Consider the following 21,391-nt stretch of genomic DNA (forward strand, 5'->3'; position numbering starts at 1 on the left):
GATCTCGCGACTGCCGCCAAGGCTTCTGGCAGTTCCAGCGCCTATGGGTTGTCGCGCCAAAGAGATCAAGTTAGGCTGAACGCCCACACCCTCCCTACACGCAGTCAACCCTTACGGAGTTCATTCCGGTGTAAGCCTCGATTCGCTGCGAGCCAGTTTTCCTCTTCAGATTCTTCCGCTCGCACGAGGCTGCGCGTCCGATCGACTGCGTCTCCCCGTTCCCTGGTCCTGTCAGGGAAGGCTTTCCATTCCGAGACCGGAAAGACGCACCCGCACGCGTATCCGTTTTAGCCTCTGGCTGAGCCTGCTTCCCGGAACAGAACCCATGTTGAAATCCTTGCGCCAGGACTGGCTGTCCAATGTCCGAAACGATCTACTGGCCGGCCTCGTCGTCGCGCTGGCCCTGATCCCGGAAGCCATCGCTTTCTCGATCATCGCTGGCGTCGACCCGCAGGTCGGGCTGTACGCCTCCTTCAGCATCGCCACGATCATCGCCTTCGCCGGCGGCCGGCCTGGGATGATCTCGGCGGCGACGGGGGCGATGGCCCTGGTCATGGTAATGCTGGTCAAGGAGCATGGTTTGCAGTACCTGCTGGCCGCCACGGTGTTGACCGGCATACTCCAGATCGTCGCCGGCTGGCTCAAGCTCGGGGTGCTGATGCGCTTCGTCTCGCGCTCGGTGATCACCGGCTTCGTCAACGCGCTGGCGATCCTGATCTTCATGGCCCAGCTACCGGAACTCACCGATGTGAGCTGGCATGTCTATGCCATGACGGCGGCAGGCCTCGGCATCATCTACCTCCTTCCCTACTTCACCAAGGCGATCCCCTCGCCGCTGGTCGCCATCGTGGTGTTGACGATCGCGGCCATCGCGCTGGGGCTCGACATCCGCACGGTAGGCGATATGGGCCAACTACCCGACAGCCTGCCGGTGTTCCTGCTGCCCGACGTGCCGCTGAACCTGGAAACGCTCGGGATCATCTTCCCGGTGTCGGCCACCCTGGCGGTGGTGGGCCTGCTGGAATCGATGATGACCGCCTCCATCGTCGATGAGCTGACCGACTCGAACAGCAACAAGAACCGCGAATGCGTGGGCCAGGGCGTGGCGAACATCGCTACCGGCTTCCTTGGCGGCATGGCCGGATGCGCCATGATCGGACAGTCGGTGATCAACGTGAAGTCCGGTGGCAGGGGCCGTCTCTCCACGCTGGCGGCCGGTGTGTTCCTGCTGCTGATGGTGGTGTTCATCGGCGACTGGGTAGCCCGCATCCCCATGGCCGCCCTGGTCGCGGTGATGATCATGGTGTCCATCGGCACCTTCAACTGGTCATCGATCCGCAACCTGCGCGAGCACCCCAGGAGCTCCAGCGTGGTGATGCTGGCCACCGTGGCGGTGACGGTAAGCACCCATGACCTGGCCAAGGGCGTGCTGGTCGGCGTGCTGCTGTCAGGCTTCTTCTTCGCGCACAAGGTCAGCCGGGGCTTCAGCGCGGGCTCGCACAGCGAAGATGAAGGCAGAATGCGCGTCTACACCATCACCGGCCAGGTCTTCTTCGCCTCGGCGGAGCGCTTCATCGACGCCTTCGACTACAAGGAAGTCATCGAGAAGGTGCGCATCGACGTGAGCCGTGCCCATTTCTGGGACATCACCGCCGTGAGCGCGCTGGACAAGGTGGTGGTCAAGTTCCGTCGCGAGGCCACCGAGGTGGAAGTCGTCGGTCTGAACGAGGCCAGCGCCACGCTGGTGGACAGATTCGCCGAACACGACAAAGACGGCGGCAACGACACGCTGACCAGCCATTGAGAGGAGACGCAATCATGGAGAACCAGAAAAAAGTGCTGGCCTGCGTGGACCGCTCCCGCTTTGCCGACTATGTGGCCGACCATGCCGCTTGGGCTGCTCGCCGCATGGACGCGCCGCTGGAGTTCCTGCACGTCATCGACCGCCACTCCGAGCAAAGCTCGGCGCAAGACCATAGCGGTGCCATCGGCATCGACGCTCAACAGGATCTGCTGGCCAGGCTGGCGGAACAGGACGAGGCCCGGTCCAGGCAGGCCCGCGAGCAGGGACGGATCTTCCTCAACCGTCTGCGCGAGCGAGCCATCGCCGCTGGCGTGACCCAAGTCGATGTACGCCAACGCCACGGCGAGCTGGAGGAAACGCTGGTCGAGCAGGCGAAAGGCGTACGGCTGCTGGTTCTGGGCCGCCGTGGAGAGTCCGCGGAAGCAACCCAGCGGGACCTGGGACGCAACGTGGAACGCGTCGTGCGTGCCTTGAGCCGGCCGATCCTGGCGATCACCGAGGATTTCCAAGAGCCGCGGCGCGTGATGGTCGCCTTCGACGGCGGCACCGTCACCCGACGCGGGATCGAAATGGTCGCCGCCAGTCCCCTGTTCCGGGGCCTGCCGATCTCCTTGCTGATGTCCGGCAAGGACAGGCCGGATGCACGCAAGCAGCTCGACTGGGCCAGCAGCACCCTGGCGGCCGCGGGTTTCGAGACGACCACCGCACTGGTGCCCGGCGATGCGGAAACAGTGATCGCCACGGCAGTGAAGGAACAGGCCATCGACATGCTGGTCATGGGCGCATTCGGCCACTCTGCGCTACGCAGTCTGCTGTTCGGCAGCAAGACGACCGAGCTGCTGCGTTCATCCCGGATCCCCACGCTGCTGCTGCGGTAGCCGCAAGCGCCTCCGTTCGGTGGCTGTGAGCGACGCAATCGTCTATAAGACCAGGTGGCCGATCGGCGGCGAAATGCCCTGGGGCCGAAGCCGACGCGCAGGCGCCATCTCCGAATCCTCTATTCATCCAGCTGAAAGGAAAAACCGATGTCCATCGTCGCCCGCTGCGCGGCCCTCGCCTTGTCCGTCTTCCTGCTGGTCGCGACCGCCCCAGCGCCCGTGCAGGCCCAGCCCGCGCGCGACCTCGCGCAGGAGGAACGCAACCGGCAAATCGTCATCGACTTCTACGAGGGCGTGTTCCAACGCCACGAGGTCGCCAAGTCCGCCGAAGTCCTGGTCGATGGCTACATCCAGCACAATCCGGGCGTGCCGGACGGCAAGGCGCCGTTCGTCGACCACTTCACCGGTTTCTTCAAGGCGAACCCCGACGCCCGCTCGCGGATCGTGCGCAGCGCCACCGATGGCGATCTGGTCTACCTGCACGTCCACTCGACCAACGGCGAGGCCGATCGCGGCCGCGCCATCGTCGATATCTTCCGCGTCGAGAACGGCAGGATCGTCGAGCATTGGGACGTGATCCAGGCCGTGCCCGAGCAGGCCGCCAACGCCAACACGATGTTCTGACGGCGCGCCCTGCCGGCATGGCGCTGGTCAGGCCAGCGGAAGGTGCGGCAGGATCTTCTCGATCGTCACCGGATAGCTGCGCACCCGCGCCCCGCAGGCGTTGTAGATGGCGTTGGCCACCGCCGCGGCGACGCCGGAGATGCCCAGTTCGCTGACGCCCTGCGCCTTCATCGGCGAGGAGTGCTCGTCGAGGTGATCGAGGAAGATCACCTCCTGCTCGAGGATATCGGCGTGCACCGGCACCTCGTAGGAGGCGAGGTCGTGGTTGACGAACAATCCCAGCCGCGGGTCGACCGCCAGCGACTCCATCAGCGCCGCGCCCAGGCCCATGGTCATCGCGCCGATCACCTGGCTCCTGGCGGTCTTCGGGTTGAGGATGCGGCCGGCGGCGCAGACGGCGAGCATCCGCGTGACGCGGACCTCTCCGGTGATCCGGTCCACCCGCGCCTCGCAGAAGTGCGCGCCGAAGGTCTGGTGGGCGAGGCCGCCGCGCGCGGGGTCGAACTCGATGCCGTCTTCGGCGACGATCTCGCCGTCGGCGGCGAGATCGCGCAGGGCCACGCGCCGGCCGCGGTCGATCAGCTGGCCGTCGGCGAAGTCGGCACGCGCTGGGTCGGCGCCGGCCGCCGCGCACAGCTTCTCGCGCAGCATCTGGCAGGCGGCGTAGGTGCCCGAGGTCGAGCTGTTGGCGCCGCGCTGGCCCAGCGAGCCGGAGGCGCGGGGGAAGCTCGAATCGCCCAGGCGCACCTCGACCCGGTCGAGGCCCAGGCCGAGCATCTCGGCCGCGGTCTGGCCGATGATCGTGTAGCTGCCGGTGCCGATGTCGGTCATGTCGGTCTCGACCAGCAGGCTGCCGTCGCGGCGCAGGCGCACCCGCGCCGCGGAGTTGGTGACGTTGTTGCCACGGATCGCCGCGGCGACCCCCAGCCCGACGAAGTCGTCGCCGTCCACGACCAGCCCGGGGCGCGTGCCGCGCTTGTGCCAGCCGAAGCGTTCGGCGCCAGTACGCAGGCACTCGGCGAAGCGCCGCGTGCCGAAGCGCTTGCCGCTGGTCGGATCGACCGGCGTGTCGTTGCGCAGGCGCAGCTCGACCGGGTCGAGCTCGAGGCGTTCGGCGAGCTCGTCCATGGCGATTTCCAGTGCCATCAGCCCCGGCGCCTCGCCGGGGGCGCGCATCGCGTTGCCTTCGGGCAGATCCAGCCGGCCGACCCGGGTGCGCATCATCCGGTGGGCGCCGGCATAGAGCGAGGTCGTGGGGATGGTCGAGCGCTCGGCGGCGCCGCCGGGCAGGTTGCCGGACCAGGTCTCGTGACCGATCGCCTGCAGCCTGCCGTCGCGGTCCGCGCCCAGCCGTACGCGCTGGCGGGTGGCGGGGCGATGCGTGGTGTTGTTGACCTGCAGGTGACGCTCCAGGGCGAGCTTCACCGGGCGTCCGCAGTGGCGCGCCGCCACCGCCGCGAGCACCGCGTCGCTGAGCACGGTGGCCTTGCCGCCGAAGCCGCCGCCGATGTACGGCGACACGATGCGGATGTCCTCCTGGGGGATGGCGAAGATCTTCGCCAGATCACGCAGGCCCCAGGAGACGATCTGGATCGAGGTCCACAGGATAAGCCGGTTGCCGCTCCAGGTGGCGACAGTGGCATGCGGCTCCATCATCGCGTGCGACTGGTCGGGGGTTTCGTAGATCTCGTCCACGCGCACCGGGCTGTCGGCGAAGCCGCGCGCGAAGTCGCCGATGTCGATATCGGGGCTGGTCTCGGGCGCCTCGGCGGCAAACACGGCGTCCTTCAGCACGAACGCTCCCGGCTGGCGGTCGTAGCGCACCCGAACCCGCGCGGCACCCTCGCGCGCCTGCTCGAGGGAGCCGGCGACGACCACCGCCACCGCCTGGTGGTAGTGTTCCACCTGATCCACGGCCAGCGCGCTGGCGACGTAGAAATCACCGATGTCGAGCTGGCCCGCCGAGCGCCCGGTGATGACCGCCTCGACCCCCGGCGCCGAGCTCGCCTGGCGGGTGTCGATGTCGAGGATCCGCCCATAGCCCACCGCGGCGCCAACGGCGACGCCGTACAGCTGGTTGGGCGCCACCTCGTGCTGCTCGTAGGCATAGCGTGCCTGGCCGGCCACCTTGAGGGGGCCATCCAGGCGATCGGACGGACGGCCGACCACCTCGAGCCGATCGATCGGGTTGTCTCCGGCGGGGTATTCGAACTTCATGCGCGGCTCCTGGAATGGGTTCGTGGCGCGTTGCCGCACCCGGCTTCGGCAGCGCTAGCGGGCCAGGATCGACCTCAGCGTGCGCTCCACCAGTTCGATCTTGAAGGCATTGCCCGGGCTCGGCTCGGCCCCCTGCAGCAGCCGACCGGCGATGGCGGCGGGCGTATCGCCGGCCTCGAATGGCGCCTGGCTGGCCCAGGGCTTGTGCGCCACGCCGCCGAGGGCGACGCGCAGGCGGCCGCTGTCTTCGATGATCGCCGCCACCGAGACCAGCGCAAACGCGTAGGAGGCGCGGTCGCGCAGCTTGCGGTAGACATGTCGGCCGCCCGGCGGCGCACCGAGCACGACCCAGGCGATCAGTTCGCCCTCCTCCAGCACCGTTTCCTGCTGCGGCGTGCGCCCAGGGGCAAGGTAGAACTCGTCGATCGCGACCCTGCGCGTGGTGCCGTCGGGGCGCATCGTCTCGATCTGTGCGTCCAGTGCCCGCAGCGCCACCGCCATGTCGCTCGGATGGGTGGCGATGCACTGCGCACTGCCGCCGATCACCGCCAGTTGGCGGCTGTAGCCGCCGACCGCGCCGCAGCCGCTGCCGGGCAGACGCTTGTTGCACGGCTGGTTGGCGTCGTAGAAGTACGGGCAGCGGGTGCGCTGCAGCAGATTGCCGCCGGTGGTGGCGCGGTTGCGCAGCTGCCCGGAGGCGCCCGACAGCAGCGCCAGGGACAGCACCGGGTAGTCGCGGCGGATCCACGGATGCGCGGCCAGGTCGGCGTTGCGCACCAGCGCGCCGATGCGCAGGCCGCCATCGGCGGTGGATTCGATGGCGTCCAGGCCGATGCCGTTGATGTCCACCAGGTGACCGGGCGTCTCGATCCGCAACTTCATCAGATCGAGCAGGTTGGTGCCGCCGGCGATGAAGCGGCCGCCCTTGGCAGCGGCGATCTTGTGCAGCGCATCAGACGGGGACGTCGCACGCTCGTAGGTGAACTGCTGCATGTCAGGCCTCCGAGGTCTCGATGATCGCGGCGACGATGTTCGGATAGGCGCCGCAGCGGCACAGATTGCCGCTCATGCGCTCGCGGATCTCCGCAGCGGTGACCTGCGGGGCGATGGCCGGATCGGTAGAGGCGAAGCTGGGCACGCCGCGCTCGATCTCGTCCAGCGCGCCGACCGCCGAGCAGATCTGGCCCGGCGTGCAATAGCCGCACTGGAAGCCGTCGTGCTTGACGAACGCGGCCTGCAGCGGATGCAGCTGGTCGGGCGTGCCGAGTCCCTCGATGGTAGTGATCGACGCGCCCTCGTGCATCACCGCGAGGGTGAGGCAAGCGTTGATCCGGCGTCCGTCGAGCAGCACGGTGCAGGCGCCGCACTGGCCCTGGTCGCAACCCTTCTTGGTGCCGGTCAGGCGCAGCTGCTCGCGCAGCGCGTCGAGCAGCGTGGTGCGGTTGTCCACCTGCAGGACGACCGCGCGGCCGTTGATCTCCAACGACACGTTCGAGGTCGGCAGCAGCCCCACCGCTTCTCTGGGACGGCTGTCGGCGTTCGCCCCAGCCCCCGGCGCGGCCACCGATGCCACCGCGCCCGCCGTAGCAGAGGCGCCGAGCGCCAACATCTGGCGCCGGGAAATCCTGAACTCGGTCATGGCTGTCTCCTTTGAAGGCTCGCTGATGGAACATCTCCCGCCGCCGGCGAAGCGAACGCGCCGGGCCTGGGTCCAGCCCAGCACAGATTCAGCCGACTACTACGTCCGACAAGGCGGCAGCGCGCTCGGTTCGACGTTTCCCGAAGCCGGATCCATCGCGTCCGGCGCACACCACCAGCGCGGATAGCGCGCGTTGTCGTCGCCCAGCTGGACGGCGGCGCCGATCGGCGGGGTCAGCAGCCGGAAGGACCGCCCCTCGCTCGCCGCCGCGACCCGTTCGAACGGCTCGTCCCAGTCGTGGGCGGCGATGCTGAAGCGGCCGACATGCCCGGGTAGCAGCACGCTGGCACCCAAGTCCTCGGCGGCCCGCACTGCCTCCTCGGGGACCATATGGATGTAGGCCCAGCGCGCGTCGTACTGGCCCATGTCCAGCGCCACCAGATCGAAACCGCCGAAGCGCTCGCCGATCTCGCGAAAATGCGGGCCGTAGCCGCTGTCGCCACTGAAGAACAGCTTGCGCTGTGGCGTTTCCAGGGCGAAGCCCACCCACAGCGTCTTGTTGCGGGTAAGCATGCGTCCGGAATAGTGCCGCGCCGGCAGCACGTGGACGCGCAGCCCCTCGACCAGATCCAGGCTGTCGTTCCAGTCGGCCTCGTGCACGCGCTCGGCCGGATAGCCCCAGCGGTCGAAGAACTCGCCCACGCCCAGCCCGACGACCACTTGACCGACCTTGGGCAGCAGCGCCTTGGCGCTCGGATAGTCCAGGTGGTCCCAATGGTCGTGGGTGACCAGCAACAGGTCGATGTCGGGCATGTCCTCGGCGGTGTACGGCGTGGTGCCGGCGAAAGCGACGTTGGTGCGCGGGAACGGCCCGGCGTTGAGACTGAACACCGGGTCGATCAGCACCCGCTTGCCGCCGAGCTGGACGAAGTACGAGGAATGACCGAGCCAGACCACCACGTCTTCGTCGGGGGCCAAGGCCTTCAGATCGACCCGGGTGGACGGCAGCGGCGCCGGGGGCTTGAGGTTCGGGTTACGGTCCAGCAGCATCGACATGACGTTGGCGGCGAAGCTGGTGTCGCCGGTGCGCATCTGCGTCTCGACCAGGTTGCGGAACTCCCCGTCCGCGTAGTGCGGAGAACGCTCGACCGCCTGCAGGTGCGCGCCTGCGAGCAGTGCGCCGAACTTGGGCTGCTGCAGGTAAGCATAGCCCCCCGCCGCCAGAACGACAGCCGAAACCAGCAACGCGAGCGCTGCGCGGCGTATCCATCTGCTCATGAATGTCTTTCCTTTTCGGCGATCGCCCGTGTTCTTCTCAGTCGTCGAACCGTGCGCGGATCGAATCGAGCTCGCCCACCACCGCGGCCGGCTCCTCGGCCAGGGGCAGGTTGTCGCGGTCGTCGATGGCGTCGAAGCCGTCCGCCGGATCGGCCGGCAGCGCCGCGAACAGCGGCTCCAGGTCGGTCTGCGCAGCGCCCCGTTCGGCGACCAGTTCGAAGGTCTTGCGGCTCGCGGCCGGCGAGGTCAGCGAGGCGACCAGGACCTCGGCGATCTGGGCACGGGCCACCACACCGTCGGCGGGCGAGCTCGCCCAGTGGGTGTCGCCCTGGCGCATGACCAGTCGGTGCTGATCGTCATCGTTGTAGTCGAACCAGCCCGGCCGCACGATGGTGTAAGGCAGCCCGCTGGCGCGCACCAGCCGCTCGCCGCGACGCTTCCAGTCATGTCCCACCGTGGGTTTGGTGACCCCGACGGTGGTCATCAGCGCGATCCGTGCCGGCGCCTCGAGCACGCTCAGCACGTTGCGCACCGCGCCGTAGTTGACCTGCTCTGCCCCTCGTCGATTGTTGCCGCTGATGCCGTGGGTGAAGACGATGCCGGTGACGCCGGCGACGGCCTCGTGCAATGTCTCGGCGCGGGTCAGGTCGCCGACGACGACCTGTACGCCCGCCGGGAACAGTTCCGCCTGATCAGGGTCGCGCACCAGCGCGCGCGCCGTGTAGCCGCGCCTGACCGCCTCGGCGACGGCGAGCCTGCCGACGCTGCCACTGGCGCCGACGAACAGGACGACGGGCTTGTCTGTATTCATGATCTCCTCCCTTCCGGCATCGCGCCCGGTCGCGGCATGGTCATCGTTGGATTGCACTGCCGCCTGCGCCAGCTTCGATCCGGCGATGGCCATTGCGAGCAGCAGCGAATGGGCAAACAGGAACACAAACACATTCATGGTGAAGCGACTCATGCCGCACACTCCTTTGGTGACATCAATCAGCCAGCGCCCGTAATCCCGGGATCAGCGGGCCACCTTGTCGTCGATCCATGCCAGGATCAGATCGGCGATCTGCAGGTTGTTCCTGTCCATCATCATCATGTGGCTATTGCCGCGAACGCCGGTCTCCGGCGTGGTCAGGAGGCGCAGGTCGCCCCCGGCGGCGTCGATGCGCTGCTTGAGCGCCGTGCAGTCATCGAAGCGATCCTGCCAGGTCGGTCCGGGCAGCCCGGTCGGGGACGAGAGATGATCGCCGAACAGGATCAAAATCGGTGTCTGCGCCAGAATCGCGATCTCCTCATCCGTATGCACCTGAGCGTTGCAGGTGCCTGGCTCCACCATCACGATGCCGCGGATGCCTTGCGCGTCGATGATGGCCGATTCCAGCGGGTAAGGGCCGGACTGCGAGTGGGTAAGCAGCACCGCGCCGTCCAGTTGCAGCGCCAGATCCGACAGCGCCTTCCAGTTCGGGTTGTCCTCGCGCGAGGTGCCGAGAAGATCGGGGACGCTTTGCCTGGACAGCTTGTCCGCCGCCTCGATCGGGAACTGGGTATCCGGAAACGGCTTGCCCGGCTCCGGCCCGATACGGAAGTTGGTCCACGAACCGAAACCGTCGGCGAGCCGAAGCAGGTTCGGCTGCTCGCCGGGCGGGGTCAGTTCCGCGCGAACATTGTTGAACGTGGACTGGTCGAAGCCGGAACGCGCTCGTCCGATCTGGTCGACGACGTAGACGGGATGGCGGTTACGGACGAAATACTCGTACCAGCCCATGCGACCGTCGGGCGTGGTGTCGTAGGTCTTGCCGCTGAGCGTGGCGCCGTGGACCATCACCACCGCCACCTTGCTGGCGCCATCGGGCACCATGTACTCGACGTACATCTGGTCGATCGTGATCCGGTCGTCCGGGCCCATGCTGCCGAGCTCGACCGCCGTCCTCTCGACCTGCTCGCCGCCGACGAAGAAGCTGCCGCGTGACTCGAGCACCAGCGGCCCCTCGGCGGGGCGAACCTCGTGCAGCTCCTGCGCGGCGGCCACGCCCGCCCCAAGCAGGGCGGACGGCAGCAGGGCGGCGGTGAGGATTGCCGCGCGCAACGGCGGGCAGACAGCCACGTAGTCCATCGAGTTCATCGGTCCTGTTCTCCCGTCCGTTTGCTGGGGGCGTCGCAGCGGCGCTGCAACGCCGTTGCCCCGAACCTCGATGCATGCGTGGATCAGGCCCGTTGGCTGGTTCCCGATCGGGTCGTCAGAGCGTCCTGGCGTAGAACGGAGTCAACTTGCCAATCGCAGCGTCCACGTATTCGGGAACCCAATAGGTTTCGATATGCGTGGCGCCTTCGATCTCGAACAGCTCCTTGTCCTGCGTGCCGGTGGCCTTGGCGAACGCGTCCTGGCTCATGTACAGGCTGTCGGCCTCGCTTCCCGCGATCATCAGCAGCGGCTGCTGGATCAGCTCGATCTGGTCGGTGGCGTCCCAGCGCATCAGGTCCAGCAGGCTGCTGGTGGTGTAGCGGAAGGTCGAGTTGGGGTGCGCGTGCGTTTTCCAGTAGTACTCATAGCCCTGCCGGTACAGATCGAACGGCAAAGCGGCGATCTGCTCGTCGGTCAGGTTGGCATCGCCCGAGTAGAGCACTTCCCCGCCGGCCGCTTCCTGGGCGCGGGCCTCAGAGGCCTGCTGCAGACGCTGCTGGATGGTGTCCAGCTGCGAATCCACGTAGCCATTGCGACGAACCCGGCCTGAGTTGAACATGCTCACCGTCGCAATCGACTTGAACCGCTTGTCGGTCTTCGCTGCGGCCAATGAGTACCCACCGCCGCCGCAGATGCCGAGCAGGCCCAGGCGCTCCTCATCGACTCCCGCATATTGGGAGATGAAGTCCGCCATGCCGTGGATGTCCTCTATCCGGTACGCCGGCTTGTCCACACTGCGCGGCTCGCCTCCGCTCGCCCCCTGGTAGGCCGCATCCGCGGTGATCGTGATGTAGCCCTCCTCGGCCATCCGCTGCGCGTACAGGCCGGCTACCTGTTCCTTCACCCCGCCGTTGGGGTGCGCCACCACCAGTGTCGGGTAGCTCCCATTGGGGTCGTAGTCGGCCGGGGTGTAGACGTTGGCGGCAATATCCAGGCCATTGAGCTTGTACGAGACCGGATGAATATTGACCTGACCCGGCACGTTCTCGGTGATCGCGCCATCGTAGGCCAGAGTGAACGGGTTCTTTCTATAGTCCGCCGCGCCAGCCTCGCCCGCCGAGATGCCTATCACTGCTGCCAGGAGGGTGGCTTTCAAAATCGAGTGTGTCATGCGAATACCCCTAGAGATTAGAATCTACGCTCCAGACGATGTGCTGGAACCTTCACGACCGTCGGCCGTCGTCCGTCGTCCTCGATATCCATCGCTGCTTCGTCACAGTCGACGCACTTCCCCGTCAGTCCAGATCTTTCTTTGCAAGAAAGTTCGACACCAGGTCCGCGATCTGGACGTTGTTCAGATCCGACATCGGGAAGTGCGTATTGCCCTTGATGCCGACTTCCGGCAAATGGACCAGCGTCACGTCGCCCCCGTGCTGGTTGACCGTGTCGCGCCACAGCCGGGCCATCGTCAGCCGGGCACGCCAGCTGTCCTGGGCGGGCAGGTCGACCGTCTGTTCGGGGATGTTGTCGCCGAAGATCACCAGGATCGGGATCTTCGTCAGCGCCGCGAACTGCGCCAGCGGCACCGTCGCTCCCTGCACCGTGTCGAACGCGCTGGGGATCGGCGCGGGTACCTCGCCTTCGGGGAAGACGAAGCTGCTGCCCGGCTCGAAAGCCACGATGGCCTTGACGTTGTCATTCTTGATCGCAGTCAACCAGCCCGGCCCACCGCCTTGCGAATGGGTGAAGAGGATGCCGGGACCGGCTTTGTCGAATACCGCCGACACACCGTCGGAGACCACCTCCATGTCGAACGGCCCGGTATTCGGCGTCATCGCGCGAAAGAACTGCTCACGCGTCTGCGCGTCGCGGGCGAACTGCACGCCGTCGAAATACTCTGGCCACAGGCCGATGCGGAACTGGTTGAACCAGAGCTGCTCGTCCGGCGTCGGCTCGAGGGTCGCCTCGACCATGCTGCGTCCGGCATCGCCGCGGCGCGGTTGGTCGACCAGGTACACGCCGAAGCCACGGCGCAGGAACAGGTTCTGGAAACCCTCGCGACCATCGGCCGTCGTCTCCCAGGTCTTGGAAAACTGACCGGCACCATGCCACATGACGATCGGCAGCTTTCGGGCATTCACGGGTATCTGGTAGAACGCGTAGGCGTGGTCGCCGTGATAGGTCTGGCCGGCAGGGTTCATCGGTTCGCGCGGATCGAAGGTACCGGGGGCAGTGGCCACCTGACCGCCGGCCGCGAAGCTGCCCTGGTCCTGAATGACCAACGGCGCCGGCTCGTTGGCATCCGCCGCCATCGCGGCAGCGCTGGCGGCGAGCGCGGCAGCACCGACCACGCCTGTCAGGAACCGCTTGAGTGTGCTGGGCCGAGTAGCAACGTTCCCTGTCATTGACTCAGGTCCTTTCCGTAAACACTGACTGCAGCACCGGTAGTGCCGACATCGCGCGTGGCCACCCGGCGTAGAAGGCCAGGTGGGTGACGGCCTCGACGGCCTGCGTCTGCGTCAGCCCGCTGTCCATGGCGCGGTTGAGGTGAAACGGCACCTGGTCGAGCTGGCCGCGGGCGATCAGCGCGGCCATCGTGATCAGGCTGCGGTCGCGTGGCGCCAGATCCGGACGCCGCCAGAGGTCGGCGAACAGCACCTCGTCGGTATAGCGCGCCAGCTCCGGCGCGATCGGGGCGACGTTCTCCTCGACCGTCGCCGCGCGCTGGGCCTCGAACGCCTCATCGACGGGGAGCAGTTCCTCCGATGCGGGGTGATACTGCTCGGGGTCGATTCCTCGCTCGGTGAAGACGTTTCTCGCCACACCCACCGCGCTCATTCCATTCGGCCAACCGGTGTAAAAGGCCAGGTGAGTGATGAGCCCGATGATCTCGCTGGGCTCCACCCCATTGTCCAGCGCGAGATTGATGTGCGACGTCATTTGCGCACTCTGGCCGTTCGCCAGCAGGGAAGATAGCGTTACCAGGCTGCGGTCGCGCGGCGCGAGCTCCTCGCGTTTCCATACATCACCGAACAGCACGTCCTGCGTATAGGCAAAGAGCTGGGGCGCGGTCTCCCGCGCCTGCCGTGCGGCCGGCGTTTCCGGCACCGAACTCTGTGCGCTTGCCGGCAGCGACGTGGTGAGCAACAGCGCCGGTAACAGCAGTGAAAAAGGCTTCATGGATGCATATCTCCTATTGAGTGCGAGAGGTCATCACCCCTGCGCTTCGGCGGTGGAGTGGCGTGTACGGATATGGGTGGCGATCACGGATGTCACCAGGCAGCCGAGGCCGGTCAGTCCCATGATCCAGGCCATCGTCCAAGGGGTGCCGTCCGAGAACCAGCCCAGCATCGCCGCGCTGAGGATGCCGCTGCCGTAGTGCATCGCCCCGAGCAGCGAGGACGCCGACCCGGCCTGATGTGGAAAGGCGGACAATGCGCCAGCGACCGAATTGGCCACGATCAGCCCATTCATCGACATGAACAGAAAGATCGGGATCACCAGGCCGAGCAATCCACCCCAGCCGAACCAAGCGTTGACCGCGAGCACGACACCGGCCAGGGCCAGGACCCAAGTGCCGATGTGGAACAATTGCTCGCTTCCCATCCGTCTCAGTAGCCGGCGATTGACGAAGTTCGCCGCCATCATGCCAGCGATGTTCAGGCCGAAAAGCCAACCATAAGCTTGAGGCGAGACATGGTAGTACTCGATGTACGCGAACGGCGTGCCGACGATGAAGGCGTAGGCCCCGGCGTAGAAGAAGCCGCCGCAGACCGCGTAGCCCATCAGCCGGGCATCGCCCAGCAGCGCCCAATAGCCGACCAGCGTCTGCCTCAGCGGCGTGGCCGAGCGACGAGAAGGCGGCAGGCTCTCAGGCAGCGCCAGCAACGAAATCAGGGTCAGCACGCCGATGCCGGCCAACGTCCAGAAGATCCCCTGCCATGACCAGAACGCCAGGATCTGCCCGCCGAGCAGCGGCCCGACCAGTGGGGCGACCCCCATGATCAGGATCAATGTCGACAGCATCCGCGCCGACTGTTCGCGGTCGTAGAGATCGCGCACCATGGCGCGCGACAGCACCGGCCCCACGCAGGCGCCCACTGCCTGCACCACGCGCCAGACCATCATCTGCGTCACCGTGGCCGACAGCGCGCAGCCCACCGAGCCGATCGTGAACAGCACCAGACCGACCGCGATGGGCAACCGGCGGCCATAGCGATCACTGATCGGTCCCCACAGCAGCTGGCCCAGGCTGAAGCCGACCAGGAACGCGGAGAAAGTCAGCTCGATGCCGGCCGAGGTCGCATGCAGGTCGCGGCCGATGGTCGGCAGCGCCGGCAGGTACATGTCCGTGGAGACCGACGCGAACGACATCAGCGCGCTGAGGATCAGCAGCACACGCAGTTCGCTGCCTCGCCCGGCGACGGCACCGCCCGCCTCTGCCGGGTCGGCAGCGGATGCACTGGCTACGGTCGGTTTGCGTGACGTCATTGTGACAGCGGTCTCCACGACAGGTCGTTCGCAGGATGGATCAGCAGGCGCCCTCGATATCCGTAGCATGGCTCAGCCCGCAACCGTAGCTGCAACGGCACGCGCCGCCGGAGGGTTGATGCAGACCATGCCGCTGGAGACCTTCCCGGCCATGGCTCACGCTCAGGCGGCGGACAGCGAGGCCATGTCGATGACGAAGCGATAACGCACGTCGGCCTTCTCCATGCGCTCGAACGCCTGGTTGATCTGATCCATGCGGATCATCTCGCAATCCGGCAGGATGTTCTTCCGGGCGCAAAAATCGAGCATCTCCTGGGTCTCGCGAATGCCGCCGATCGGCGAACCGGCGACCCGACGGCGGCCGAGCAGCAGCGGGACGGTGCTGAGCTCGTTCATCGGACCGACCTGGCCGACGATGACCAGGGTGCCGTCCACGTCGAGCAGCGGCAGGTAGGGATCCAGCTCATGCTTGACCGGCACGGTGTCGATGATCAGATCGAAACCGTTGGCGGCCTTGGCCATCGCCTCGGGGTCGGAAGACACCAGCAGGCGGTCGGCGCCCAGCGCCAGCGCATCGGACTCCTTGTCCTTGGTGCGGCTGAGCACGGTCACGTCGGCGCCAAGACCCACGGCCAGCTTGACCGCCATATGGCCCAGCCCCCCCAGGCCGATTACGCCGACCCGGCTGCCGGGGCCGACATTCCAGGTGCGCAGCGGGGAATAGGTGGTGATGCCGGCGCACAGCAGCGGTGCTGCCTTGGAGAGGTCGAGCCCTTCAGGCATGCGCAGGCAGAACTCTTCACGCACGACCAGGTGCTTGGAGTAGCCGCCCTGGGTGTTCTCGCCGTTGATGCGGTCCACGCCGCAGTAGGTACCGGTATTGCCTTCGCGGCAGAGCTGCTCCTCGCCATGGTGGCACTGGTCGCATTCCTGGCAGCTGTCCACCATGCAGCCGACCGCTACGTGATCACCCACCTTGTATCTGGCAACCTCGGCACCGACCTCGATCACTCGTCCGACGATCTCATGGCCGGGCACGATCGGATAGTAGCTCCAACCCCAGTCGTTGCGCGCGGTGTGCAGATCGGAGTGGCACACGCCGCAGTAGAGGATCTCCATGGCGACATCGTTGGGACGCAGCGCGCGGCGCTCGAACGAGAACGGCGCGAGCGGAGAATCTGGATTGAAAGCGGCATAACCAGTGGTTTGCATGGTCGAACTCCAACAGGGCCAACATGAAGAGGATCCGGATGCGCGAAGCGCCGAGGGCCGCAGCCCGGGTACCGATACGGCACTACCAGCGGCACACGCAGTGCCAGCAAGTTAGGCGCGACAAATGACGTCCTGCCTTATCGACGCTTCACCCAGGGCACCTCATCTTAGGGACGAAATTCCATCCGATTAAGAGGGCTGTTCCGCATGCAATGATGAGCTGAACTAATAAATAACCTATCGGCACGCGATCGCAGCTTGAACGATGGCGAGCGTGAAGAGCATTTTCAACTGCCCTTCCCTCTTCCCTTGCAAACGAGCTGAAACCCAGTGACGACGCGGGCTCCAGCGCAACATCGAGCCCATTTATCGCTCCGGCTCAGCACGGCATGCACGCGCGCGCAATAATCAAAAGAGCACATCGGGACTAAGATGATCTTCTTGAGATAGCAACGATCGATTCAACTTGATTCAGCTATTTATAAGGACCAAAACATGTCATCCACACGGAATACTTGGCTGGTCACCGGATGCTCCACCGGCCTGGGCCGCGCTTTGGTGCAAGTATTGATCGAGCGCGGCAAGCAGGTGATCGCGACAGCACGTCGCCCGGAGACGCTCGATGATCTCGTCCGCGGTGCCGACAATGCCCGGGTACTGAAGCTCGATGTGACCGACGAAAACGAAGTCCGCACTGTCGTCGCTCAGGCGGAGCAGGCATTCGGTGGGATCGACGTCCTGGTCAACAATGCGGGCTACGGCTACATCTCAGCGATCGAAGAAGCCGACGAGGAGGACTACCGCGCCCTTTTTGAAACCAACGTGTTCGGGCTCATCGCCATGACCCGGGCCGCGCTGCCGGGCATGCGCCAGCGGGGGCACGGCCATGTGGTGAACGTTTCGTCCGTCGGTGGCGTCATGGGCAACCCAGGCTCCGGCTTCTATGCGGCCACCAAGTTCGCCGTCGTTGGCTTCACCGAGGCCTTGTCCAAGGAAGCGGCTCATCTTGGCATCAAGGCCACCGTGGTCGAACCCGGGGCCTTCCGCACCGACTGGGCCGGGAGGTCGCTCAAGACTCCCCGCCATCCGATCCCGGCCTATGAAGAGACCGTCCATGCCAGGATCAAAGGGCTCTCGCAGTTCAGCGGCAAGCAAAGCGGTGACCCGGTCCGGGCGGCGAAAGCCATTTTCGCCGCGGTGGAGAGCCCAGAGCCTCCCCTGCATCTGGTGCTGGGCTCCGACGGCCTGCGGCTGGTCCGCCAGCAGCTTCGTAGCCTTTCCGACGAGTTGGAAAAATGGAAGGAGCAAACGGTCAGCGCGGATTTCCAGTGAGCACTTTTCCGGGGAAAGCCATCATGGCCGCAACGCAGCGCCTTCAGCCGTTCGGCGAAGGCGGGACGAGGCGAAGCAGTCTGGCATCGATACCGTCGGTAAGGACGTAGATCGAGCCGTCCGGCGCGACCTTGACGTCGCGCATCCGCTCCCCCATCTCGGCCAGTAGCAGTTGCTGGCCGACGATCCTCCCTCCGTCACGAAGCACACGGCGCAGCGTGCGCTCCTTGAGCGCGGGCACCAGCAGGTCGCCCTGCCAATCCGCGAACAGCGCGCCGTCGTATACCGCCAGGCCGGCCGGCGCGATCGACGGCGTCCATTCCAGCATCGCTTCCCGGTAGCCCGCCAGGTGGCGAAACGGCGACACGCGCCCGAAAGGATAATCGATGCCGCCGGTCACCACCGGCCAGCCATAGTTGCCTCCCGGCACGATGCGATTGATCTCATCGCCGCCGCGCGGGCCGTGCTCGGTGACCAACAGCTCGTCAGTCGCTGGATCGTAGGCAATGCCCTGGGCATTGCGGTGGCCGAGGCTGTAGATCTCGGGCGCAGCACCAGGCCGTCCATGGAACGGGTTGTCCGCCGGCGGCTGGCCCGCCCGGTCGATCCTGACCAGGGTACCGAGGTGGTTGTCGATGTTCTGCGCATCCTCCCGCCGCGAGCCGCCGTCCCCGAGCGTGAGGACGAGCGTGCCATCACCGAGGAAGGCGATGCGCCCCCCGTTGTTGCCGGCACGCGACTTCAGGGTGGAACTGAAAAGGACACGCACGTCCTCGATCCTGTCACCCACCAGTTTCGCCCGTACAAGGCGGGTGCCATTCGCGCCTGGCCCACCGTAGCCCATGGTCAAGTAGATCAAGCCGCTCTGCTCGAACGCCGGATCGAGCGCGACCTCCATCAATCCGATGACGCCGCGCTGATGAAAGATGGGGGGCAGCCCGTCCAGCGCGACGGCAGACGACGAGCCATCGGCTGCGATGGCCAGCAGACGCCCGGACATCTCGGTGACCAGCGCCCTCCCATCCGGAAGGAACGCGACCGACCAAGGCCGGTTCAGGCCCGTAGCGATGGTCTGGACCCGGTAGCCCCCGGGGTCGCCCGGGGCAGGCCTGTCACCCGCGCCCGGGGCCATGATGATGAACAGGATGGCTGGGACGAGCACGAGCGCCAGCCCCGTCCAGAGGCGCCGCCAATGCCCCCGCGTACCAGCGGCCCGCCTCGATTGCTGCGCCCTGGGCGAGGTCATCGCGGCATAAAGCAGACCGCCGACGATCCCCGTCAGAGACATTAACGTATGGCCGAGCAGGCTGCGCGTGGCAGCGATCGCGGGCATGGGGATCACCGAGCGCATCAGCCAGAACGCCAGCCACAATCCGCCAACCGCCACAACGGCGAAGACCACCATGCGCCAAGCCGACGATGCGACCCTGGCCGCCTGATGCCCGACCAGGAGCGCGGGCAACAGCGCCGCCGCCGTGATCGCTGCCATGACCGGGCCGAACCTGGCCAAGTCCTCCAGTGTGGTCAAGGCGCGAAGCGATACTGCGACCGGCGCGCCGAGCTCAACCAGCTGAGCGAGATTGATTTGGGTCTGGACGACGCTGGCAACCGCGGCCGTCGCTATGACAGCGACCAGAAAGGGGATGACGCGCTGGGAAATCTGCTTCATTTGAATTTTCCTGCTCGTGATGTCAGGACAGATACAAAACAGCCACTGCGTGCGGAGACAGGACTGCTCTCCCAAAGCAACGATCAGCTTGCGAGCCAGCAGGGCAAAGGCTTGCCGGCCATAGGACGCATGCCCCTTTGCGACGCTCCTTGCGACAAGCGTCAGGAGGCGCGGTTGTTCTCCGGATACTGCAGCGCTTCGACGACGACGGACAGGGCACGAGAGGATTCGCGCCGGCTGGGATAATAGAGGTAATAGCCCGGGTACGGATCACACCAGTCGTCCAGCACCCGAATCAGGCGGCCAGCGGCGATGTCAGCCAACACCATGTCCTCGGGGATGAAGGCCAGGCCTTGGCCAGCCAGGGCCGCCCTGATGATGGATGAGCTATTGTTGAACACCCATTGACCCGCCACGCGAAGCTTGACCTCCTGCCCGTCCTTTTCGAAGTCCCATGGCAGCAATCCCCCATGGGTGGGAAGCCGGAGATTGATGCAGTTGTGCTGGGCCAGGTCATGAGGTGTCTCGGGCAGCGCCCGGTTGGAGAAGTAGCCGGGCGAGCCAACCACGGCAATGCGCAGGTCGGGACTGATGCGCACCGCGATCATGTCCTTGGCCACCTGATTGCCAAGGCGCACACCCGCATCGTAGCGCTGGGACACGATGTCCGACATCGCGTAGTCGACGATGATCTCGACGTTGATGTCCGGATAATCCGGGATGACCCGGGACAGTTTGGGCCACAGCACGCTGTTGGCGGCGTGCTCGGCCGATGTAATGCGAATGGTCCCGACGGGCTTGTCGCGCAGCTCCTTCACCGCGGCCAACTCGGCATCGATGTCTTCAAACCGCGGCGCCACGCTGTGGAACAGACGCTCCCCTGCCTCGGTGGGCGAGATGCTTCGCGTGGTACGGGTCAGCAACCGAACACCCAGCCGGGTCTCGAGGCGTCGAATGGCATGGCTCAGCGCCGAGGGGGAAACCCCCATCAGCGCAGCTGCACGAGTGAAGCTCCCTTCACGCACGACATGGACGAAGGCGAGGACGTCGTTGAAGCTGGTTAAGGCCATCGATGAGCCTGATCCATTCAGCTGTTTCCTTATGCTCGAGCCGGGGCCTGCGGATCCACTGCTTGACCCTGGCCATTTCAACCTGGCACCGAGTGGTGATGTTGCCGACGACTCAGGTGTCCTGGACGGGATAGCGCAGTGCCTCGATGAGCACTGCCATCGCCCGGGACAACTGCCGCCGACTTGGATAATAGAGGTGATATCCGGTAAATGTCGGGCACCAATCCTGAAGGACCTGCTGGAGCCGGCCTTCGGCGAGATGAGGGCCTGCCATCTCCTCAGGCACGTAGGCAAGACCAAAGCCGGCCAGCGCCGCATGCAGGACTTGGCGCGTCCCATTGAAGGTCAGTTGCCCTTCGACTCTTACATTGACTGGATGCTTGTCCTTCTTGAACTCCCAGACGTAGAGATCCCCATGGCTCATCAAGCGTAGATTGAGGCACTCATGATCGGCCAAGTCCTGCGGCTTCAGCGGTAGCGGGCGCTCGGCAAGGTAGTCAGGCGAACCGACGACCGCGACGCGCATGTCCGGGGCGATACGCACGGCGGTCATGTCCCGGGCCAGCTCGTCACCGAGGCGCACGCCGATATCGTATCGCTCGCTGACGATGTCAGCGAAGCGCGACTCCACGGTGACTTCGACTTTGATTTGCGGGTAGTCGGGCAACAGCTTGGCGAGTCTGGGCCAGAGTACCATCTCGGCGGCATGTTCCGTCGTCGTGATGCGGATGGTGCCAGCGGGTTTGTCTCGCAGCTCGCCCACCGCGGCCAGCTCCGCCTCGATCTCCTGAAAGCGGGGAGCGACGTTCAGCATTAATCGCTCACCCGCCTGCGTTGGAGAAACGCTGCGCGTGGTCCGGGTCAGCAGCCGGACGCCCATCTTGGCTTCGAGCGCGCGGATCGTATGGCTCAGCGCGGATTGAGAGACGCCGAGTTTCGCAGCCGCACGGGTGAAGCTTCGTTCTCGCGCCACGGCGATGAAGGCCAGCAGGTCGTTGTAGCTCTCTCTCGACATTGATGAGACCACCTCAAAAGTCTTTGCTGATTTTGCCATCTAG

The 21,391-nt window shown here is 65.9% G+C and carries 18 protein-coding genes; 4 read left to right on the forward strand and 14 right to left on the reverse strand.

Translation table 11 applies throughout. The features are described 5' to 3' along the window. Window positions 1-325: 325 nt before the first annotated feature. The 3 genes from Q376_RS0119735 (at window position 326) to Q376_RS0119745 (ending at window position 3,306) form a co-directional block, all read left to right on the forward strand. Complete coding sequence (locus Q376_RS0119735) at window positions 326-1,804, forward strand: SulP family inorganic anion transporter (protein ID WP_027351752.1); 1,479 nt, start codon at window positions 326-328, stop codon at window positions 1,802-1,804. A 14-nt stretch (window positions 1,805-1,818) separates the two neighbouring features. Then, entirely contained in the window at window positions 1,819-2,682 is an 864-nt protein-coding gene (locus Q376_RS0119740; RefSeq protein ID WP_027351753.1) for a universal stress protein, read from the forward strand. A gap of 147 nt (window positions 2,683-2,829) precedes the next feature. After that, window positions 2,830-3,306: a nuclear transport factor 2 family protein gene (locus Q376_RS0119745; RefSeq protein ID WP_027351754.1), complete on the forward strand. Its 477-nt coding sequence runs from the start codon at window positions 2,830-2,832 to the stop codon at window positions 3,304-3,306. A gap of 27 nt (window positions 3,307-3,333) precedes the next feature. Here the strand turns inward: Q376_RS0119745 and Q376_RS0119750 are convergent, their stop codons facing one another. The 11 genes from Q376_RS0119750 to Q376_RS0119800 all read right to left on the reverse strand — a co-directional run bounded on the left by Q376_RS0119750 (window position 3,334) and on the right by Q376_RS0119800 (window position 16,262). Next, window positions 3,334-5,523, reverse strand: coding sequence for a xanthine dehydrogenase family protein molybdopterin-binding subunit (locus Q376_RS0119750; protein WP_027351755.1), 2,190 nt, complete (start codon window positions 5,521-5,523; stop codon window positions 3,334-3,336). A gap of 54 nt (window positions 5,524-5,577) precedes the next feature. Continuing rightward, on the reverse strand, window positions 5,578-6,516 hold the full coding sequence (locus tag Q376_RS0119755; protein WP_027351756.1) for an FAD binding domain-containing protein: 939 nt from the start codon (window positions 6,514-6,516) through the stop codon (window positions 5,578-5,580). 1 nt (window position 6,517) lies between these two features. After that, window positions 6,518-7,162 (reverse strand): aldehyde dehydrogenase iron-sulfur subunit PaoA, encoded by a 645-nt coding sequence (paoA, locus tag Q376_RS0119760; RefSeq protein WP_043449020.1) that lies wholly within the window; start codon window positions 7,160-7,162, stop codon window positions 6,518-6,520. A gap of 99 nt (window positions 7,163-7,261) precedes the next feature. After that, window positions 7,262-8,440, reverse strand: coding sequence for an MBL fold metallo-hydrolase (locus Q376_RS23695; protein WP_081803673.1), 1,179 nt, complete (start codon window positions 8,438-8,440; stop codon window positions 7,262-7,264). Window positions 8,441-8,477: 37 nt separating this feature from the next. Continuing rightward, complete coding sequence (locus Q376_RS0119770) at window positions 8,478-9,404, reverse strand: SDR family oxidoreductase (protein WP_027351758.1); 927 nt, start codon at window positions 9,402-9,404, stop codon at window positions 8,478-8,480. 51 nt (window positions 9,405-9,455) lie between these two features. Beyond that, window positions 9,456-10,559: an alpha/beta hydrolase family protein gene (locus Q376_RS24135; protein WP_081803674.1), complete on the reverse strand. Its 1,104-nt coding sequence runs from the start codon at window positions 10,557-10,559 to the stop codon at window positions 9,456-9,458. 115 nt (window positions 10,560-10,674) lie between these two features. Continuing rightward, a complete protein-coding gene (locus Q376_RS0119780; protein WP_027351760.1) occupies window positions 10,675-11,730 on the reverse strand; it encodes an alpha/beta hydrolase in 1,056 nt (351 codons plus the stop codon). 124 nt (window positions 11,731-11,854) lie between these two features. After that, the gene (locus Q376_RS0119785) at window positions 11,855-12,964 is read right to left on the reverse strand and encodes an alpha/beta hydrolase (protein WP_052365570.1); all 1,110 of its coding nucleotides are present in this window, start codon (window positions 12,962-12,964) and stop codon (window positions 11,855-11,857) included. Between the two features lie 4 nt (window positions 12,965-12,968). After that, entirely contained in the window at window positions 12,969-13,739 is a 771-nt protein-coding gene (locus tag Q376_RS0119790) for a carboxymuconolactone decarboxylase family protein (protein WP_027351762.1), read from the reverse strand. A 33-nt stretch (window positions 13,740-13,772) separates the two neighbouring features. Continuing rightward, window positions 13,773-15,050 carry a Bcr/CflA family multidrug efflux MFS transporter gene (locus Q376_RS0119795; RefSeq protein ID WP_027351763.1) on the reverse strand — a complete coding sequence of 426 codons (1,278 nt, stop codon included), beginning with the start codon at window positions 15,048-15,050 and terminating at the stop codon, window positions 13,773-13,775. 162 nt (window positions 15,051-15,212) lie between these two features. Beyond that, window positions 15,213-16,262, reverse strand: coding sequence for an NAD(P)-dependent alcohol dehydrogenase (locus Q376_RS0119800; RefSeq protein ID WP_027351764.1), 1,050 nt, complete (start codon window positions 16,260-16,262; stop codon window positions 15,213-15,215). A gap of 495 nt (window positions 16,263-16,757) precedes the next feature. Here Q376_RS0119800 and Q376_RS0119805 point away from each other — a divergent pair, with 495 nt between their 5' ends. After that, the gene (locus tag Q376_RS0119805) at window positions 16,758-17,594 is read left to right on the forward strand and encodes an oxidoreductase (protein WP_027351765.1); all 837 of its coding nucleotides are present in this window, start codon (window positions 16,758-16,760) and stop codon (window positions 17,592-17,594) included. Between the two features lie 43 nt (window positions 17,595-17,637). Here the strand turns inward: Q376_RS0119805 and Q376_RS0119810 are convergent, their stop codons facing one another. From Q376_RS0119810 to Q376_RS0119820, 3 genes are all read right to left on the reverse strand, one after another. After that, entirely contained in the window at window positions 17,638-19,263 is a 1,626-nt protein-coding gene (locus tag Q376_RS0119810; protein WP_027351766.1) for a PQQ-dependent sugar dehydrogenase, read from the reverse strand. A gap of 161 nt (window positions 19,264-19,424) precedes the next feature. Further along, window positions 19,425-20,333 carry a LysR family transcriptional regulator gene (locus Q376_RS0119815; protein ID WP_027351767.1) on the reverse strand — a complete coding sequence of 303 codons (909 nt, stop codon included), beginning with the start codon at window positions 20,331-20,333 and terminating at the stop codon, window positions 19,425-19,427. 112 nt (window positions 20,334-20,445) lie between these two features. Continuing rightward, complete coding sequence (locus Q376_RS0119820) at window positions 20,446-21,387, reverse strand: LysR family transcriptional regulator (RefSeq protein ID WP_245599008.1); 942 nt, start codon at window positions 21,385-21,387, stop codon at window positions 20,446-20,448. Window positions 21,388-21,391 lie beyond the last annotated feature (4 nt).

The sequence above is a fragment of the Halotalea alkalilenta DSM 17697 genome (assembly GCF_000621205.1).
Taxonomy (GTDB): domain Bacteria; phylum Pseudomonadota; class Gammaproteobacteria; order Pseudomonadales; family Halomonadaceae; genus Halotalea; species Halotalea alkalilenta.

Coding starts and splice junctions, on each gene's coding strand:
- Q376_RS0119735 (WP_027351752.1), top strand. CDS start 326: ATGTTGAAATCCTTGCGCCAGGACTGGCTGTCCAATGTCCGAAACGAT.
- Q376_RS0119740 (WP_027351753.1), top strand. CDS start 1,819: ATGGAGAACCAGAAAAAAGTGCTGGCCTGCGTGGACCGCTCCCGCTTT.
- Q376_RS0119745 (WP_027351754.1), top strand. CDS start 2,830: ATGTCCATCGTCGCCCGCTGCGCGGCCCTCGCCTTGTCCGTCTTCCTG.
- Q376_RS0119750 (WP_027351755.1), bottom strand. CDS start 5,523: ATGAAGTTCGAATACCCCGCCGGAGACAACCCGATCGATCGGCTCGAG.
- Q376_RS0119755 (WP_027351756.1), bottom strand. CDS start 6,516: ATGCAGCAGTTCACCTACGAGCGTGCGACGTCCCCGTCTGATGCGCTG.
- paoA (WP_043449020.1), bottom strand. CDS start 7,162: ATGACCGAGTTCAGGATTTCCCGGCGCCAGATGTTGGCGCTCGGCGCC.
- Q376_RS23695 (WP_081803673.1), bottom strand. CDS start 8,440: ATGAGCAGATGGATACGCCGCGCAGCGCTCGCGTTGCTGGTTTCGGCT.
- Q376_RS0119770 (WP_027351758.1), bottom strand. CDS start 9,404: ATGAGTCGCTTCACCATGAATGTGTTTGTGTTCCTGTTTGCCCATTCG.
- Q376_RS24135 (WP_081803674.1), bottom strand. CDS start 10,559: ATGAACTCGATGGACTACGTGGCTGTCTGCCCGCCGTTGCGCGCGGCA.
- Q376_RS0119780 (WP_027351760.1), bottom strand. CDS start 11,730: ATGACACACTCGATTTTGAAAGCCACCCTCCTGGCAGCAGTGATAGGC.
- Q376_RS0119785 (WP_052365570.1), bottom strand. CDS start 12,964: ATGACAGGGAACGTTGCTACTCGGCCCAGCACACTCAAGCGGTTCCTG.
- Q376_RS0119790 (WP_027351762.1), bottom strand. CDS start 13,739: ATGAAGCCTTTTTCACTGCTGTTACCGGCGCTGTTGCTCACCACGTCG.
- Q376_RS0119795 (WP_027351763.1), bottom strand. CDS start 15,050: ATGACGTCACGCAAACCGACCGTAGCCAGTGCATCCGCTGCCGACCCG.
- Q376_RS0119800 (WP_027351764.1), bottom strand. CDS start 16,262: ATGCAAACCACTGGTTATGCCGCTTTCAATCCAGATTCTCCGCTCGCG.
- Q376_RS0119805 (WP_027351765.1), top strand. CDS start 16,758: ATGTCATCCACACGGAATACTTGGCTGGTCACCGGATGCTCCACCGGC.
- Q376_RS0119810 (WP_027351766.1), bottom strand. CDS start 19,263: ATGAAGCAGATTTCCCAGCGCGTCATCCCCTTTCTGGTCGCTGTCATA.
- Q376_RS0119815 (WP_027351767.1), bottom strand. CDS start 20,333: ATGGCCTTAACCAGCTTCAACGACGTCCTCGCCTTCGTCCATGTCGTG.
- Q376_RS0119820 (WP_245599008.1), bottom strand. CDS start 21,387: ATGGCAAAATCAGCAAAGACTTTTGAGGTGGTCTCATCAATGTCGAGA.